This is a genomic window from Paenibacillus taichungensis (assembly GCF_003287275.1).
GTDB classification, from domain to species: Bacteria; Bacillota; Bacilli; order Paenibacillales; family Paenibacillaceae; genus Paenibacillus; species Paenibacillus taichungensis_A.
Map to the genome: position 1 here is coordinate 407,241 of NZ_QEVW01000009.1, position 18,012 is coordinate 425,252.

Annotated in this window: 16 protein-coding genes; 15 read left to right on the forward strand and 1 reads right to left on the reverse strand. The window is 44.6% G+C overall.

Going from position 1 to position 18,012, the window contains the following annotated elements:
- Nucleotides 1-70 precede the first annotated feature (70 nt).
- The 14 genes from nusB to DC345_RS16705 all read left to right on the forward strand — a co-directional run bounded on the left by nusB (nt 71) and on the right by DC345_RS16705 (nt 14,807).
- A complete protein-coding gene (gene nusB, locus DC345_RS16640) occupies nt 71-523 on the forward strand; it encodes a transcription antitermination factor NusB (RefSeq protein ID WP_063565701.1) in 453 nt (150 codons plus the stop codon).
- Between the two features lie 266 nt (nt 524-789).
- The gene (gene folD / locus DC345_RS16645; RefSeq protein ID WP_113054005.1) at nt 790-1,650 is read left to right on the forward strand and encodes a bifunctional methylenetetrahydrofolate dehydrogenase/methenyltetrahydrofolate cyclohydrolase FolD; all 861 of its coding nucleotides are present in this window, start codon (nt 790-792) and stop codon (nt 1,648-1,650) included.
- Between the two features lie 6 nt (nt 1,651-1,656).
- Nucleotides 1,657-3,021: an exodeoxyribonuclease VII large subunit gene (xseA, locus tag DC345_RS16650; RefSeq protein WP_113054006.1), complete on the forward strand. Its 1,365-nt coding sequence runs from the start codon at nt 1,657-1,659 to the stop codon at nt 3,019-3,021.
- Entirely contained in the window at nt 3,011-3,268 is a 258-nt protein-coding gene (gene xseB, locus DC345_RS16655; protein ID WP_063565703.1) for an exodeoxyribonuclease VII small subunit, read from the forward strand. The genes xseA and xseB overlap by 11 nt, the downstream gene beginning before the upstream one ends.
- On the forward strand, nt 3,261-4,166 hold the full coding sequence (locus DC345_RS16660) for a polyprenyl synthetase family protein (protein ID WP_076291882.1): 906 nt from the start codon (nt 3,261-3,263) through the stop codon (nt 4,164-4,166). Before xseB ends, DC345_RS16660 begins: the two co-directional genes overlap by 8 nt.
- 281 nt (nt 4,167-4,447) lie before the next feature.
- Entirely contained in the window at nt 4,448-6,355 is a 1,908-nt protein-coding gene (gene dxs, locus DC345_RS16665; protein WP_113054007.1) for a 1-deoxy-D-xylulose-5-phosphate synthase, read from the forward strand.
- A 68-nt stretch (nt 6,356-6,423) separates the two neighbouring features.
- Nucleotides 6,424-7,269 (forward strand): TlyA family RNA methyltransferase, encoded by an 846-nt coding sequence (locus DC345_RS16670; protein ID WP_113054008.1) that lies wholly within the window; start codon nt 6,424-6,426, stop codon nt 7,267-7,269.
- 84 nt (nt 7,270-7,353) lie between these two features.
- A complete protein-coding gene (locus tag DC345_RS16675) occupies nt 7,354-7,839 on the forward strand; it encodes a hypothetical protein (RefSeq protein ID WP_113054009.1) in 486 nt (161 codons plus the stop codon).
- Between the two features lie 111 nt (nt 7,840-7,950).
- Entirely contained in the window at nt 7,951-8,400 is a 450-nt protein-coding gene (gene ahrC / locus DC345_RS16680) for a transcriptional regulator AhrC/ArgR (RefSeq protein ID WP_063565708.1), read from the forward strand.
- Nucleotides 8,401-8,457: 57 nt separating this feature from the next.
- Complete coding sequence (recN, locus tag DC345_RS16685; protein ID WP_113054010.1) at nt 8,458-10,176, forward strand: DNA repair protein RecN; 1,719 nt, start codon at nt 8,458-8,460, stop codon at nt 10,174-10,176.
- A gap of 120 nt (nt 10,177-10,296) precedes the next feature.
- Entirely contained in the window at nt 10,297-11,628 is a 1,332-nt protein-coding gene (spoIVB, locus tag DC345_RS16690; protein WP_113054011.1) for a SpoIVB peptidase, read from the forward strand.
- A gap of 192 nt (nt 11,629-11,820) precedes the next feature.
- The gene (gene spo0A / locus DC345_RS16695; RefSeq protein WP_024630982.1) at nt 11,821-12,636 is read left to right on the forward strand and encodes a sporulation transcription factor Spo0A; all 816 of its coding nucleotides are present in this window, start codon (nt 11,821-11,823) and stop codon (nt 12,634-12,636) included.
- 392 nt (nt 12,637-13,028) lie between these two features.
- Nucleotides 13,029-13,802 carry an EAL domain-containing protein gene (locus DC345_RS16700; RefSeq protein WP_258530693.1) on the forward strand — a complete coding sequence of 258 codons (774 nt, stop codon included), beginning with the start codon at nt 13,029-13,031 and terminating at the stop codon, nt 13,800-13,802.
- A 174-nt stretch (nt 13,803-13,976) separates the two neighbouring features.
- On the forward strand, nt 13,977-14,807 hold the full coding sequence (locus DC345_RS16705) for a GGDEF domain-containing protein (protein ID WP_258530694.1): 831 nt from the start codon (nt 13,977-13,979) through the stop codon (nt 14,805-14,807).
- 113 nt (nt 14,808-14,920) lie between these two features.
- On the opposite strand, the gene DC345_RS16710 is transcribed toward DC345_RS16705, so the two are convergent.
- A complete protein-coding gene (locus tag DC345_RS16710) occupies nt 14,921-15,730 on the reverse strand; it encodes a FlxA-like family protein (RefSeq protein WP_113054013.1) in 810 nt (269 codons plus the stop codon).
- Nucleotides 15,731-15,923: 193 nt separating this feature from the next.
- On the opposite strand from DC345_RS16710, the gene DC345_RS16715 reads away from it, so the two are divergent.
- The gene (locus DC345_RS16715; protein ID WP_181586612.1) at nt 15,924-17,882 is read left to right on the forward strand and encodes an ABC transporter substrate-binding protein; all 1,959 of its coding nucleotides are present in this window, start codon (nt 15,924-15,926) and stop codon (nt 17,880-17,882) included.
- The last annotated feature ends 130 nt before the right edge of the window (nt 17,883-18,012 follow it).

Sequence of the window (18,012 nt, forward strand, 5' to 3'; positions counted from 1 at the left end):
TCCATCAAAGATTTTATATTTTAAAATAAGCATGATGACGCTCCAAAGGGAGCGCTGCAGGAGGCAGGACATGAAAAGACGTTTGGCAAGGGAAATTGCAGTACAAAGTCTGTATCAGATGGAAATGAATGAAGTGGGCGCAGCTGAAGCCGTGAATATGCTGATCAATGAAGCCGCTGAAGACAATGAAACCGAAGTGGTCATTCATGATGCAGATGTAATGCGTACCTACGTGACCGAAATGGTACAGGGCGCATGGAACAATAAAGAAGCGATTGATGGATTACTGGTGGATTATTTGAAAGGCTGGCAGATTAGCCGTTTGTCGCGTGTCGACCGCCAGATCCTAAGACTTTCAACGTATGAAATGGTGTTCCGTGATGATATTCCGGCAAAAGTATCTGTCAATGAAGCGATTGAATTGTCCAAGTATTTTGGTACAGATGAATCCGGCAAGTTCGTTAACGGCGTACTTGGGCGCATGATTCAGGAAGTCAGCACTATCAAAGCAAAACTGTCTTAAGTTACAATTAATTATAGTGCGTGTTCAAAAAGACCGATTTTCAGTACCGAGAAGATGGGATGAAGCTAGAAATGGAGTAGCGGAGCGTAGGGGAAACTACGTGAGCAACTACATGTTTCCGAAGGAACAACACTTCGCAAGCGTCCGCTTATTTCGGCTGAATTTCATATTCGATGCTGATGATGCCGATACGCACCCTTCTTAATCAAAAGCGGACTTTTTGAACAACCTCTAAAAATATGTTCACATAAGGGAGAGAGAGTACAGTGACAGCATCTATTATTAACGGAAAAGAAGTATCCCAAGAAATGCGCGCAAGCATGACAACAGAAGTGAAACAGCTTAGCGAACAGGGGGTAGTGCCTGGTCTGGCTGTTGTGCTCGTCGGGGAAGATCCCGCATCCCAGGTATATGTGCGTAATAAAGAAAAAGCATGTCATGACCTTGGTTTCTATTCCGAAGTTCATCGTCTGGATGCAAACACCTCCCAAGAGGATCTGCTCGCGCTGGTGGACAAGCTGAACAAACAAGAATCCATTAACGGCATCTTGGTTCAGCTCCCATTACCAAAGCATATCGAAGAGAAAGCAGTTATCGATGCAATCGCCGTGGACAAGGATGTGGATGGATTCCATCCAGTTAATGTGGGGAACCTCGTCATTGGTGACGATAGTCTGTTGCCATGTACCCCTGCGGGCGTTATTGAGCTAATCAAGCGTACGGGTCTCGAGATGTCAGGCAAACATGCCGTAGTTATCGGACGCAGCAACATTGTTGGTAAACCGGTATCCTTGCTGCTGCAACGTGAGAACGCAACGGTAACGATGTGTCATTCCCGTACAGCGAACATGAAAGAGATTACGCGTCAGGCAGACATTCTTGTGGTTGCTATCGGACGTGCAAACTTTGTGGATGCCGATTTCGTCAAACCGGGTGCCGTTGTAATCGATGTGGGGATGAATCGTCTGGATAACGGCAAACTGGCAGGAGATGTAGATTTCGAGAGTGTGAAGACGGTATCTGGCCCAATTACTCCGGTTCCTGGGGGCGTTGGCCCAATGACAATTACTATGTTAATGCAAAATACACTGATCGCGGCCAAACGCGCTCACGGATTGCCTAGGTAACTGTCTGTGGCAGATCAAAAAATTTACTCCATCAAAGACCTGAACCGATACATCCGGATGAAACTGGAATCGGATCAGGTACTGTCGGATGTATGGCTGCGCGGAGAGATCTCCAATTTTACACATCACTCCAGCGGTCATATGTATTTTACATTGAAGGACAAGGACAGCCGAATTAAGTCCATTATGTTTGCTTCCCATAATCAACGATTGCCCTTTGTACCGAAGGAGGGTGCAAGGGTTATAGCTCGTGGTAATGTCTCGGTGTATGAGCGGGATGGACAATATCAGTTCTACGCTACACAGATGCAACCGGACGGTATTGGAAGTCTGTATTTGGCCTATGAGCAGCTGAAAAAAAAGCTGGAGGACGAGGGGCTGTTCTCTACATCGCGGAAAAGGCAGATTCCCCGTTTTCCACAGACGATTGGTGTGGTCACCTCACCTACAGGTGCAGCGGTAAGGGATATCATGATTACATTGCAACGCAGATATCCTTCTGCCCAAGTGATTCTATATCCTGTACTCGTTCAAGGTAAAGGTGCGGCTCCTTCCATTGTGAAGGCCATCAACAACTTGAACCGAATGGGCGAAGCCGATGTGTTGATTGTTGGACGAGGCGGTGGATCACTGGAGGAGTTATGGGCTTTCAATGAGGAGATCGTGGCTAGAGCAATTGTGGGTTCGGCTATTCCTGTGATTTCAGCGGTTGGGCATGAAACGGATTTTACAATTGCCGATTTTGCTGCTGATCTGCGTGCGGCAACGCCTACGGCTGCTGCCGAACTGGCAGTACCCAATCGAGCTGAACTGCTTGATCAGATCGCTCAGCGCCAGCGCCAGCTGCAGCACAGTTTACGCCAGCGAGCTGTTCATAATCGGGAGCGACTAGCCAGATTGCAACGCTCACCTGTGCTTGTGCATCCTAGGCGTACCTTAATGCAGCATACGGAGCGACTGGATATGCTGCAGCAGCGTCTTCTACGAACTGTAGATACACGTATGAAATGGACAACTGAGAAACAGGAGCGTTTGCGTGCAGCGCTGCAGCGATTCAATCCACGTGAACAGGTGAATGCAGCAAGACGTGAAAATGCATCAGCCCGGCGTCAACTGGAGGTTGCAATCCGATCCATCACGAGAGCGAAGCAGCAGCAGTGGAAATCATCTGTACGTCATTTGGATGCGCTTAGCCCGCTCAAAGTCATGTCACGCGGATACAGCCTTGTATATGACGAGCAGGAGCAGAGATTGATCAAATCGATGAAGGATGTACAGCCTGGAGATTCGATAAAGATTAAATTAACAGACGGACAGTTGGACTGTCAGGTTTGGGGAATGAAGGAGGACGACAATACCCATGGCGAATGAACCGGAATTGAATTTTGAAGAGGCAATGGCGGCATTGGAGGACATCGTAGGTCAGCTTGAGCATGGTGATGTTCCACTGGAACAAGCCATCGATTTGTTTCAGCGCGGAATGAAACTTTCCCAACTTTGTGGTTTGAAGCTGGAACAAGTGGAACGTAAGATCGAGATGATCGTAGAAGAGGATGGGGAACTTCGCAAAAAACCGTTCGGCGCTGCCGTCGACGAAAGCGGTGAAGTCAATGAGTAATCGTCCTTCGTTTGAAACGTATCTTGAGGAAGTCACAGCTGAAGTGACGGGAGAGTTGAAGCAGACTCTTCCTGTTCATTGGGATGTACCTCAGTCACTGGTTGACGCTATGCAGTATTCACTTATGGCCGGGGGCAAACGCCTTCGTCCACTTCTGGTCGTTGCTGCGGCGGAAGCCTTCGGTGCACAGCGTACAGCTGCATTGCCGGTAGCCTGCGCCGTGGAGATGGTTCATACGTATTCGTTGATCCACGATGACCTGCCCGCCATGGATAATGACGACTATCGCAGGGGAAAATTAACGAACCACAAAGTATTTGGCGAAGCGACAGCAATATTGGCTGGCGATGCACTGTTAACGCATGCTTTTTATAGTATTGTGCAGTCAGGTCGTCGCAGCGGTGTGTCTGCAGATGCATTGTTGTCCATTGTGGAGGAGTTGTCCGAACTGGCTGGAGCAAGAGGTATGGTTGGCGGACAAGTAGCTGATATGGAAGGCGAGCAGGGCATGACAGATCTTGCTCAATTGCAATACATTCATTTGCACAAGACCGGAGATTTGATTGTGTTTTCCCTCATTGCCGGCGCTCGAATTGGTGGTGCTACAGAAGGACAGTTGGAGGCGCTACGCGTATTTGGTAGAGACCTGGGGCTGGCTTTCCAGATTCAGGATGATATTCTGGATTTGACGGGTGACGAGCAGAAAATGGGCAAGAAGACGCAAAGTGATGTGAATCAGCAAAAGGTCACATACCCATATTTTATTGGTATGGATGCCTCTCTTCAAGAAGTGAAGTCCCTGACGCAATCTGCGAAAGATGCGCTCGGCAGAGCGGAGTTACCTGACCCTTCCAGACTGATGGAGATTGCAGATTATTTAATGAGTCGAGATCATTAGTTTTGGTTGAGCGTCCCTGTTTCAAATCACCCAGAATCGTGTAATCAATTTAATGTGCTTTTTCTGGGCTTCATGAAGAGAGACAATTCCAACTGGAGATAGAAATACATATTGAGGAAGATCATACGAACCTTGCTGGCGAAAATGCTCGTTATCTGGAGTATAGTGCCGTAAATTATGATTCTTGTTCTTTTATGTTATAATGTTTTAATGTCATTTAATAAACTGTGTATATATGGTTTACACCAAATCAAACAATCTAGGAAAGCGGGGAGATTCTCGTGCTGCTTCCACAAATTAAACAACCCAGTGATCTAAAGTCGATGTCTCAGGATGATCTCGTTCTTTTGTCGGCTGAGATCCGGCAGTTTCTGATTGAGAAGCTGTCCGTTACAGGGGGCCATCTCGCACCCAACTTAGGAGTGGTTGAGCTCACGGTAGCCCTGCATTACTGCTACAACAGCCCAGTGGACAAAATGATCTTTGATGTAGGGCATCAGGCTTACGTACACAAGGTTCTAACAGGGCGGATGGATCGTTTTGATACACTGCGTCAGCATAATGGCTTATGTGGATTTGTTAAACGTAACGAGAGTGAACATGATGTATGGGAAGCGGGTCACAGCAGTACATCATTATCTGCTGCGATGGGTATGGCGCTTGCTCGTGATCTCAAAGGGGAAGACAATCAGGTTATCGCGATGATTGGGGATGGAGCGCTTACAGGTGGTATGGCCTTTGAAGCTCTCAATCACATTGGTCATGAGCAGAAAAAGCTGATGGTTATCCTGAATGATAATGAAATGTCCATTGCTCCGAATGTCGGGGCTATGCATAAATATTTGAGCAAAATTCGTTCGGATCGCCATTATTTAAAAGCCAAGGATGACGTGGAAGGAATGCTCAAGAAAATTCCTGCCATAGGGGATCGTTTGGCCAAATCGGCGAGCTGGATTAAAGATAGTGTCAAATACATGATGGTTCCAGGAGTTCTGTTCGAAGAGTTGGGCTTCACTTATTTGGGACCCATTGATGGACACGACATTCCGAAATTGATTGAAACGTTCAAACAGGCGGATAACGTGGATGGACCTGTAATGGTTCATGTCTTGACAACCAAAGGAAAAGGCTATCAGCCAGCCGAGGCCGATTCACACAAATGGCACGGAATTTCTCCGTACAAGATCGAATCAGGTCAAGTGCTTAAAGCTGTAGGCAAACCAATGTATACGGAAGTGTTTGGTAAAACGTTGATTGATCTTGCCAAGCAGGATAAACGAATAGTAGCGGTAACACCAGCCATGCCAACAGGTTCCGGTCTCATTCCTTTCAGTAAGGAATTCCCTGATCGCATGATTGACGTGGGTATTGCCGAACAGCATGCGGCCACCATGTGTGCAGCATTGGCGATGGAAGGCTTAAAACCTGTATTTGCCGTCTATTCGACGTTTATGCAACGTGCGTATGATCAGATTGTACATGATATTTGTCGTCATAACGCTAATGTCATGTTCGCTATTGACCGTGCCGGATTTGTCGGTCCAGATGGTGAAACGCATCAAGGTGTGTACGATGTGGCGTTTATGCGTCATATTCCGAATATCGTTCTGATGATGCCTAAGGATGAGAATGAACTGCGCCATATGATGAAGACGGCGCTTGAATATAATGAAGGTCCAATTGCTTATCGTTATCCACGAAACAATGTTGTAGGTGTGCCTCTTGATGATGAACTCATTCCGATTCCAATCGGTACATGGGAACAGCTACGTCCGTCTGAAGGTTTTGCTATCATCGCTTCGGGATCTATGGTACAGCTTGCTGAAGAAGCTGCAGAGACGGTTAAAAGAGAAGGCATTACGGCTGGCGTAATTAACGCCCGCTTCCTTAAGCCTCTTGATGAGCAGATGCTGCGTGATCTGGCAGTTCGAGGCACGAAGTTAATTGTGCTTGAAGAAGCATCACAGGCAGGCAGTATGGGCAGTGCAGTTCTGGAGTTTTACGCAGAACAAGGGCTGCATGATGTGCATGTACAACTGATGGGCATTCCAGATCGATTCATTGAACATGGCAGTATTGAGGATCAAAGAGCTGAAGTGGGACTTACAGTTGAGAATGTGAGCTCAGAGCTGCGTAGCATGGCAGCCCAATCTTCGTATGGTATGTCCAGAACTCGGTTCCCTTCATAACTGGAACAATCAGAGAAACTGGAACACATTATTGATTAATCAGGATTACTACATGATAGGAGAAAGACATGTCACTCCCGAAAGAACGAATTGATGTTCTGCTGGTTGAGCAAGGATATTACGAAAGTCGTGAGAAGGCAAAAGCTGCAATCATGGCTGGACTGGTATATGCCAACAATGAGCGGATTGAAAAAGCGGGCATGAAGATTCCACGGGAAGCCGAACTTAAAGTAAAAGGTTCAGTACATCCCTATGTCGGTAGAGGCGGATTAAAGCTTGAAAAAGCGATCCGTCACTTCGATCTCGATATGAATGGACTTGTGATGCTCGATATTGGCTCATCCACTGGTGGATTTACCGATTGTGCCCTGCAACATGGTGCATCTCATGTATATGCCATTGATGTAGGTTATAACCAGCTGGATTGGTCACTCCGTAATGATGAACGGGTCACTGTCATGGAAAGAACCAATTTCCGTTATGTGACCCCCGAAGATCTACAAGGACCTGTGCCGAATTTTGCCAGTATTGATGTATCCTTTATTTCGCTGAGAATTATTTTGCCCCCGTTGCTGGCACTTCTAAAGCAACCTGCAGATATTGTGGCGTTAATTAAACCTCAGTTCGAAGCAGGCCGTGAGAAAGTCGGCAAGTCTGGCGTCGTTCGTGATACTAAGGTTCACAAGGACGTTTTGCAGACGATGCTTCGTTTCGCCAATGAGCTTGGGTTAAAGCTAAAAGGTTTAACATTCTCGCCGATTACAGGCGGAGAAGGAAATATTGAATTTCTCGCTCACTGGCGTCTGGAAGCACCAGAGGCAACACAACAAGAGAACGTTCAGGCTTCACTTGATGCACTTGCAGATCAAGTTGCAATGGAAGCTGCCCATACTTTTACAGGAAACTCATCATAGGATGAGTTTCTTTTCGCTGGAAAGGTGACATTCTAAAAGGAAATCGGTTGTCGAATCTCGAATATGTCTTCGAGGTGAGCGATGATGGATGGGCAATATGACACAATTGTTATTGGTGTACTTGCTGTCTGCTTGATTTTATGGCTGTTCTTTGGCTTTCGGAATTGGGTTAATCGTCCGATTCCAGTAAGCTTGTCGGGTATGCAACTGAATTTGGAAATTCAGGATTCACCGGCAGTGGATCTGCTTGAAGCGGAAGGATATGAAGTCATCGGGGGTAAAATGAAAATTCCTTTAGCCTTTGAAGCGGATGAATCCGTTTATTACAGCAGGCTCTTTATTGATTATGTAGCAGAGCGTGATGATGAGAGATATCTGGTGAAGACTTCCCGTCGCAGACAACCTCTTGAACTTACTGGGCCATCCCTGCGCGATCGCTTCCTGTACTATTTATTGTTATATCCCGGCTGTGAAGGGTTGCTGTATGTGGACATGGAGGAATCGGATATCAAGGTTATAAGGCTTATGGATTATCAGGAAGACGTGTACGATGGAGATGATCTGGACTAAGGGTATTTATGAAACCTGAAAGTTGTTTATATAACGAATGACGAATTGCAGAATGGCAAAGGGAAATTAGCCGTTCTATGCAATACATTGAACTTTTAACTGGAGGCATGTATGAAAGGACAACGACACATTAAGATACGTGAAATCATTAGTCAAAACGAAATTGAAACCCAGGATGATCTGGTTGAAGCTTTGCGTAAATCTGGATTTCAGGTGACTCAAGCTACGGTATCACGGGATATTAAGGAGCTTCTTTTAATTAAGATCCCCATGGACGATGGACGATATAAATATTCACTGCCTACAGACCAACGATACAATCCGATTCAGAAACTGAAACGTGCCCTCGTGGACAACTTCTTACACATCGATCATACAAACAATCTGGTCGTGATGAAGTGTTTGCCTGGTACAGCTAACTCCATTGCAGCTTTGCTCGATAATATTGAGTGGACGGAAGTGATGGGCACCATCTGTGGAGATGATACCATCCTCATCATCTGCCGGACGGAAAGTAACAGCGTGACCGTAATCGAGCGGATTATGGGTTATATTTCTTAGAATATAATGGTTCAAAAACATAATTTCTGAGTGAGTCATCCGGAGGTGTTTTTGCAGATGTTAGTTACATTATCGATTCGTAATCTGGCTGTTGTAGAAGAAGTTGATGTTGTTTTCCACCCGGGATTTCATGTCTTGTCTGGTGAAACGGGAGCGGGTAAATCGATCATTATTGATGCCTTGGGTCTGATTGCTGGTGGACGAAGCTCAGCCGATCTGATCCGCTATGGATGTGAGAAAGCCGAGATGGAGGCTCTGTTTGAAATGGAGCCAAGCCATCCGGTATGGGAAACGCTGGAGAAGCTTGGCATCCATTGTGAGCCGGAGGAGCATCTGGTGATTCGCCGTGAACTGAATACTCAAGGGAAAAGTACATCTCGTATCAATGGCCAATTGGTCAATTTGACGATGCTCCGTGAAGTCGGAGAAAAATTAATTAATATTCACGGTCAGCATGAACATCAAAGTTTGTTGCGCGCAGAAAGTCATCTCGGGCTTCTGGATACATACGGGGCAGCAATCATCGGTCCAGTCAAAACGGAATATCAGGAACGCTACAGTAAATTTATTACTGCGGAAAAAGAACTTCGTGCACTTCAGGAGTCAAGTCAACGTGCGTATCAATTGCTGGACATGTATCGCTTTCAGCTTGAAGAGATTGCAGCTGCTGCTTTAACGCTGGGAGAGGATGAATTACTCGGAGAAGAACGGGTCAAACTATCCCATAGTGAGAAAATGATGGACAGTGTTGCTGGTGCATATGATCTGCTTAGCGGTCAACGTGGGTTAGAAGCTGTAAGTATCGCATTGTCACGAATTGAAGATATATCGGGATATGACAGTAAAGGGCTACAGCCTATAGTTGAACAGCTCCAGTCTGCATTTTATCAACTGGAAGACGCTACGTTTCAGTTGCGGGATTATCGGGAGAAGATCGAATTTAACCCGGGTAGATTGGAAGAAGTGGAACAGCGACTGAATCTGATTTCTGGCCTCAGACGGAAATACGGCGACAGTGTGGAACTTATTTTGAATTATTATGAACAAATTAGCCATGAAACCGACCAGCTGGAGAACAAGGATGAACGTCTGGAGAAGCTGCGTAATGAACGTGACAAATTGCTCAAATTAGTCATGGAGTCTGCGGAGGAACTTAGCCGTGTTCGTAAACAATGTGCCGAGGAACTTGCAGCGCAGGTGGAGAGTGAGCTTAAGGATCTGCAGATGGAGAGAACGACGTTACGAGTTCAGATTACTCCTTTTGAAGATGCAAAAGGGATTGAATGGAATGGACGTCGTATTCGTCTTACGCGTCAGGGTGCAGATAATGCGGAATTCCTGATTTCTCCGAATCCTGGTGAGCCTTTACGTCCACTCGGTAAGATTGCTTCCGGTGGTGAGTTGTCCCGAATGATGCTCGCGATGAAGAGTATTTTCGCACGTCATGACCGAATTCCGGTGTTGATCTTTGACGAGGTGGATACAGGTGTAAGCGGAAGAGCGGCACAATCCATTGCGGAAAAATTATATCGTCTGTCTTCTACTTGCCAAGTTTTCTCTATTACTCACTTGCCACAGGTCGCTTGTATGGCGGATCATCAGTATCTCATCGAAAAGCATGTGTACGATGGGCGTACGATGACACAAGTGGAATCGCTGTCAGACGAAGGCAGAGTGAAGGAATTGGCACGTATGCTCGGCGGTGTGGAAATTACAGAAAAAACGCTGCATCATGCACAGGAAATGCTGAATTTGGCGGAAGCCAAAAAAGGGTGAAACGAGCGGCTGGCGTAATGATTGACAGTAATAAAAGCCTGGGGGCGAGGTTATCTTATAGGTACGCAATTGGCGACCACCTTTCGTCAAGCGAAAGAAGCAAAGGGAGTGTGACAGCCATTGAATTCCCCCCTCAGGAAGAAATTGCTAGGTCTTTTATTTGCCTTCTTTCTATGTGTGATCAGCCAGGCCATTCAGCCTGTGCAAAGTTATGCTTCATTGCCTGATGAACTCCAGGTATTTGCAGGCAGGCAGGCTGACGTTCATCTCGCTGTACCGGCTGCTTCAAGCGCTGTTGTAGATCGTCCTGACATCGTTGGTTTTGATGGAAAGGAAACTGCGGTCCACGTAACGAAGCAACAACCTTTGCATCTTCACCCCCAACAAACGGGGCAGGCCAAATTAACGTTGAAGTTGTGGGGCAAAATTCCGGTAAAAACGGTTAACGTAAACGTGATCCCGGATTTGCGTGTTGTACCCGGGGGTCAAACGATTGGCGTCAAAGTAAAATCTGCAGGTATTCTGGTCGTAGGTCACCATCTGGTTCGTTCTGGACAAGATGAACGTGTATCCCCTGGAGAATCAGCAGGCATCAAGCTTGGAGATCTGATTACCCATATGGACGGTAAACGCCTTGATGGTGTATCGGGTGTAGCTGAAGCGGTTGAACTCGCAGGCAAGAGCAAAAAAGGTATTGATGTTGTATTAAAACGCGGCAAAGAAACGGTTAAAACCCGTTTGACACCGGCTTATGATGCGGAAGACAAAGCCTGGAGGCTTGGATTGTACATTCGTGACTCCGCCGCAGGTGTAGGAACATTAACCTTCTACGCTCCGGATCAAGGCGTATATGGCGCTCTGGGACATGTCATTACGGATATGAACACTCAGACCTCCATCGTTGTTGGCAGTGGTCAGATTGTTCAGTCCAATGTAACGTCAATTTCTAAGAGTGAATCCGGTGATCCGGGTGAAAAACGAGCTCATTTCCTGAAAGAAAGTAAAATTTTAGGCAATATTGAACGTAATACTGCTTTTGGTATCTTTGGTAAAATGTCCGGTAATCCTGAACATAGCTTGTATTCTAAAGGCATTCCTGTTGCTTTCTCCCATGAAGTAAAAGAAGGTCCTGCAGAAATTCTCACAGTTGTTGAGGGTCAGCAGGTGGAGCGTTTCTCAATTGATATTGTACACGTAGCAGATCAATCCGAACCGGCCACCAAAGGCCTGGTGCTACGTATCACAGATCCGAAGCTGCTCGATAAGACCGGAGGCATTGTACAAGGCATGAGCGGTAGTCCCATTGTGCAAAACGGAAAACTCATTGGTGCCGTGACGCATGTGTTCGTCAATGATCCGAAATCAGGTTATGGTTGCTTCATTGAGTGGATGTTACAAGATGCAGGAGTCATGATGAAAAAGGAACATGCAAAAAACCTTAAGGCGGGTTAACCTCCTTAAGGTTTTTTTGTCGAATGTAAACATATAATATCGGATAATGAAATAAATTATTTATTATATAGCAATGAGAAAAAAAAATAAAGAAAAATAATTTTCGACAGAAGGAATTTCCTCCCCTGTGTCGAAAATTTAACCTGTAAGGAAATGTACGAAACGATGTTTAAATTAAAGGAGGATACCGTTTTGCAAAAAATTGAGGTATTGCTGGCCGATGATAATCGTGAATTTACGAATTTGCTTGCCGAATATATATCCGAACAGGAAGATATGGAAGTAACCGGAATTGCTTACAATGGAGAAGAAGTACTGCAGCTGCTGGAGCAGACTCGCGATGTACCGGATGTACTCATTCTGGATATTATTATGCCTCACCTGGATGGACTGGGTGTGTTGGAGCGTCTGCGCAATCTGAATCTGTCTCCACAGCCCAAAGTCATTATGCTTACGGCTTTCGGACAAGAGAATATCACGCAGCGTGCCGTGCAACTCGGAGCTTCTTATTACATCCTGAAACCGTTTGACATGGAAGTGCTCGCGAATCGTGTACGTCAACTGGTTGGCACGCAAACTACAATCTCCACAGGTGGTGGTAGCGGTTCATCGATGTTTATGAACAAGTCCAACGTGGTGCCGATGGGTAAACACAAAAATTTGGATGCAAGTATTACGTCCATCATACATGAAATCGGCGTTCCTGCGCATATTAAAGGATATCAGTATTTACGCGAAGCCATCACTATGGTGTATAACAATATCGAAATTTTGGGTGCTATCACGAAAACCCTGTATCCGGCGATTGCCGAAAAATTCAAAACAACGCCGTCTCGCGTCGAACGTGCCATCCGTCATGCCATTGAAGTGGCTTGGACACGCGGCAACATCGACAGCATCAGCCATCTGTTTGGCTATACGATCAACATCAGTAAGTCGAAACCGACGAACTCCGAGTTCATCGCGATGGTTGCTGATAAGCTTAGAATTGAGCATAAGGTGTCCTGAAAGGATCAGGAATAGTGATCATCTGAACAAATAAATTAAACTTATTTACACATAAGGAACACCACGTTTTTATTGAGTCTATCAAGACCAATAAAAACGTGGTGTTTTTTCAATACTATAAAATTCCATTAAAGAAATCGAATAACCTATGATAAACAGAAGAGGCTTCAGTGTGGCTTCTCAGATATATATTTGGAAGGGTGAAATTTTTTACAAACTTTTACTTGCAGTTAACGCTTTCTCAGCAGGAAAGTGGTACGATGTGACCACTGACAAGATAATCATTATAGGTATAAAGGATGAAATATATGAAGAGAACGACTTTTTTCTGTACATACATAAATGAAATATACAATTCTTTGAAATATGCAAGTAAATCATGTCAACATTCTATGCTTAGTTACAGGCAATTCAAAGGACTGCAAAAAATTATGCGTAATCGAATGCTTACTACATATTTTCAGCCAATCCTAGATCTGCAGAGCGGTCAATGTCTTGGTTACGAGATATTAAACCGTCCTCCCATATCTGATCTTTTTCCGAATGCAGAAGCTTTTTATCAATTTATTGGTCATACGGATCAGGTGTTCACATTTGAGCGCTTCTGTCGTGAGATTTCGATTGAACGATTCAGAGCCTCTTTAACTACAGAGCGATATCCTGACAATACCGTCGTTTTTTTAAATATACATCCTCAGGTTTTAGCCGATTCCACATATCGCAGTGGAGAAACAATCAGTCTATTAAACAGTTATGGTTTATCTCCTGAGCAAGTTGTCTTTGAGCTAACTGAAAAACAGGCAGTTCATGACTATGTAGAGTTCGAACGCATTCTATCGAATTATCGCTCACAGGGTTTTCGAATTGCCATTGATGATGCGGGTTCCGGATATAGCAGTCTTAAGGCGATTGTAAGTCTAAAGCCGGATTTTATCAAATTGGACAGAGCACTGATTAGTCGAGTGGACACACATCCGGATCAGCAGCACATAGTAAGGATCCTTAAGCAATTTGCTGCCGACTCGGGGACGAGTATCATTGCAGAAGGTATTGAGCGTTACGAGGAAATTCAATTTTTGCGACGTGAAGGTATCGAATACGGTCAGGGTTATGCACTTGGAAGGCCTGATACAGTATTAAGGCCGTCTCCCTTATCTTTTCCATAGGGGAATTAGAGATTTAAAAAGTAGATGGCATGGCTATGTATAGAGGAGGCGAATGGTATATTTACGCAAATAGGTGAGATAGCCGAAACGATTCCTGTAGTAGCGCCTGAAACAAAATGTGATATTGTTTATCATCTTTTCAAATCGAATCCAAATCTGGAAGGTGTAGCAGTTATGGGAGAACAAGCTGTGTCATTAATGATGCGAGCTCGGTTCTTCCAGCAGATTGGTACACAGTATGGCTATAATTTGTATATGGGACGCCCTGTGGAACTGGTTATGAATGCCCGGGCACTGGTCGTCGATTACGCTGAACAGATTACGGATGTAAGCATACTGGCTATGAATCGATCTGAAGAAGAGTTATACGATCTAGTGCTTATAACAGCCGAAGGCGTTTTGTATGGAGCAGTTAGTATTCGACGTTTGCTGCTTGCTGTTGCGGATGTTCGAGCCGAAATGGCGATTTTTATGAATCCCTTGACAGGTCTTCCAGGTAACAGAATTATAGATGAACGATTGTATCAGTTACTGCAGCTTGATGATTTTAGTGTTCTATACATAGATTTGGATCACTTTAAATCCTACAATGATAGCTATGGGTTCAAAATGGGGGATCAACTTATTCAAGCTACTGCTAATCTGCTCCGTAAACTTTTTGTTTTTCCAGAAGCTTTTCTTGGCCATATCGGTGGAGACGATTTTATTGCGATATTAAATCATCATGACTTTAGGTACGTTTGTGAAGAGGTGATAACAGGTTTTGAGAAGATCAAGGGAACGTTTTACAATCAGGAGGACTTGGATAATCAGTATGTGTTGGGAGAAGGGCGTTCTGGACTGAACCGACCTATACCGCTTGTATCGGTGTCGATCGCTGTGGTCACGAATCAAAGACAACAATATCAAAACATTGATCAAATTGTGAGTGAGGCGACACGGATAAAAAAAGTATGTAAATCGGTGAATGGCAGCATTATTTGTGGGAATGAGGAAGCTGTATAACCATAACTGTCGGGAGATTTATTAGCTGCGGAAAAAACCGTTATTCATCAGGTAAAAGGGACCTGTAAATAACGGTTTTTAATTGCGGAATTGTTATCCATTATGTAATCTAATTAAACCCGAATGTCGAGTGTAGTGTAGGGTGGGGCAGGGGATGAATTTGATTGCGTCTCTTGTATTTTTCCTGTGTCTTTATCACCCTGCACACCATTGGAGTTCTTCGATTTGTTTTCGGTCCTATTTTCTTTACTCACTTCCTGATCTCCATCTGTATGAGATGGTGGAGTCGAATGGGCAGCTTCTGTTGGTACAGGTTGGTTGATTTCTTTCAATTTTTCCCCGATGGACTGATCAACTTTGCGGATTTGAGAATCAATCTCTTGGACCATCTCACGCTTCATTTGAAAAACGGTTTGTTCCGCGTTCTCCAGCATCATCGACTTACCCATGTCGTTTCCTACATCATTATCGAGAACGATCCGGTCGAAGCGAGTTTCTCCTTCTAATGTTTGTATTGACCCGTGCATGCGATCACGCAAACCGACCAGTTTGCCTAACTGATCATAAGTCTGGCTATGTTTGATTAGATGACCCATTGCCGGAGCCTGATTTTCGCTAGAGAGCTCAGACGGTTGCGGCTGTTGTTGCTTAGGTTGCTCAGACTGCTTCAATTTATTTTTTTCTTGAATCTCCTCGCTTTTGATTTGAGCGATTTGATTATCGACCTGTTGGATGAAACTCGTTATAGATTTAATTCGCTCGGCCTTAATTTTGGAGTCCAACTGATCATTGGATTTGACGGATTGTAGTTCCTCATTCAGCCTAATTTTTTGTTTCATAAGTCCCTGAATTTCCTTATCTCTGCTGGAGACTTGGCTACCGGGGGTGATGCTGCTTTTGGACGCAGGTGAAATTGAATTCATGGTCTTTTCCCCTTCTTCGTTATATCGTGGATCTACTTACATATATCGGATGTTACGAGAAGCAAATGAAGGTTCCTCGCTAATAAGTTGACTTTCACTTGTGTATTGCTTACTTGCTGATAATAATTGATAATGGTTATCAATGAGTAAGGACTGTTTGGTCAATATATTTAGACGGAGTTGGGTTAGTGAAATGTGGAATAATTATTACATACTCTGGAACTATGCTGCTGTGAGTATTGCGGATATACGTTATATGGAGTTAGGGCCAGCTGAGGAGCTAACATATAAATTCCCTGCGAGCACGTTTGTGTTCACCATCCAGGGTAAAGCCTATGTGACCATAAACGATCAGAAGCATGAAGTAAGTCGTTTTTATGTTCTCCATGGTGGAAAGGGAAGCGTGCTGCATATTGAAGCTGGACAATCCGGATTGAACCTGTTCTACCTTATGTACAAATCAAGCTTGCCAAGTGGAGGAAGAACCGATTTAGTAAACATGTTGGAGCGCACGAATCCATTTCAGCTCAGCTATGGTTTTCCCCCCAATTCACCAGTTGTGCTTTATGAGCAAGTTAAACAGATACACACATTATGGAATCAAAAGAACCCCATACATCATTTTCAGGCAAAAAGCCTGTTTTATCCTTTTGTAGAGCAAGTATCGGCACAAATTCCTTATGCTGCAGCTCGGTATTCCGTTACAGATCAGGTCAGCAAAGTCATCGGAATTGTGGAATCCTCTTATGCTGAGCCATTGACGCTGCATGTTCTGGCAGAGAGGATCGGCAGCAGTCCCAGAAGTCTGTCCCGCAAGTTCAAGCAGGCCACGGGTTATAGTCCAATCGACTATTTGATTCAGTTCCGTTTGTTCAAGGCCAAGGAGATGCTGCTGCATACCGACGCTACATTGGATGAGATTGCAGCAGGCATCGGATATCCGGACGGATATTATCTGGGACGTATGTTCAAAAAACATACAGGCGTTTCTCCGCTTCAGTTCAAGGAGCAAACATCAGAACCCTTAAAATGGCCTGATCTGACATCAACGTTGGCGCGAAATGACATTTCCAGCGAAAGAGCTGGAAGGTATGTTTATAACGATGATGATAATCATTATCAATATAAACGCGGAGGGTCATTGTACATGAATAGACAGACAAGAACGGGAATGTTGCTTAGTATTTTATTAAGTCTCACTTTACTGCTCAGTGCCTGTTCGCCAGGGACAGCAAGTAATTCTGGGGGAGTAACAGCCGGAAGCAAAGGGACTTCGAATACCTCTAGCACAGTAACGGCAGACAGCCAATCGAGCACTTCCGAGCCTCGTATTATCTCGACGGTTAAAGGAGATATCACGGTCCCGGCTGAACCGAAACGAATTGTAGTTGATTTATATTTGGGAAGCCTGATTGCTTTGGGAATCAAACCAGTCGGTACACCGGAAATGAATTTGAAGAATCCCTATTTTATCAAATCACTTGAGGGCGTAGAGAATATTGGTGAATACGAAACCATTTCTCTTGAAAAGGTGTTGGAACTTCAACCAGACCTGATTGTCACAGGTGATCCTGATTTGTTTGATTCTTTTAGCAAAATTGCGCCTACGCTTGTTGTTCCTTATGGAGAGTTGAAAAATACCCATGAAGAGATCGCTTATTTCGGTAAAGCGTTGAACAAGGAAAAAGAGGCTGAATCATGGTTGGCCGATTACGATGGACGAATTGCAGATGCCAAGAAGCGTGTAAGTGAAGCAATCGATGCAGATGCAGAAGTATCAGTTATGCAATTTTACGATAAAGCACCGTTAGCCTTTGGTGATAATTTTGGGCGTGGAGGTCAGGCTGTGTATAGTGCTCTCGGATTGAATCCTCCGGTAGACAAAAAAGAGATATTAATGAAAGATCAGCTTGTTGAAGTTTCGTCCGAATCCATACCCGAATTTGCTGGTGATTACATTATTCTTACGGCAGACAACCTGACTGTAGAGGAATTAAAGTCTAAGCCGGTATGGAATTCGCTTGATGCCGTCAAGAATGATCGTGTGTTTATCTGGAGTCCGGATCGTTCATGGTACTTTGACCCGATTGCAACCTTGGATCAGACCGAGGAATTGGCAGCTTGGTTTACGAAGAAAGCGGATCAAAAATAAATCTTTCGGTGCATTGGTTGGTAAAATTGAATCCCGGTCAAAATACAGTTGATAATGAAAATTATTATCACCTATAATAAAGAAATCATAGTGAACCACTAACGCTAGGTTAGAGGGTGGTTTGCAGAAC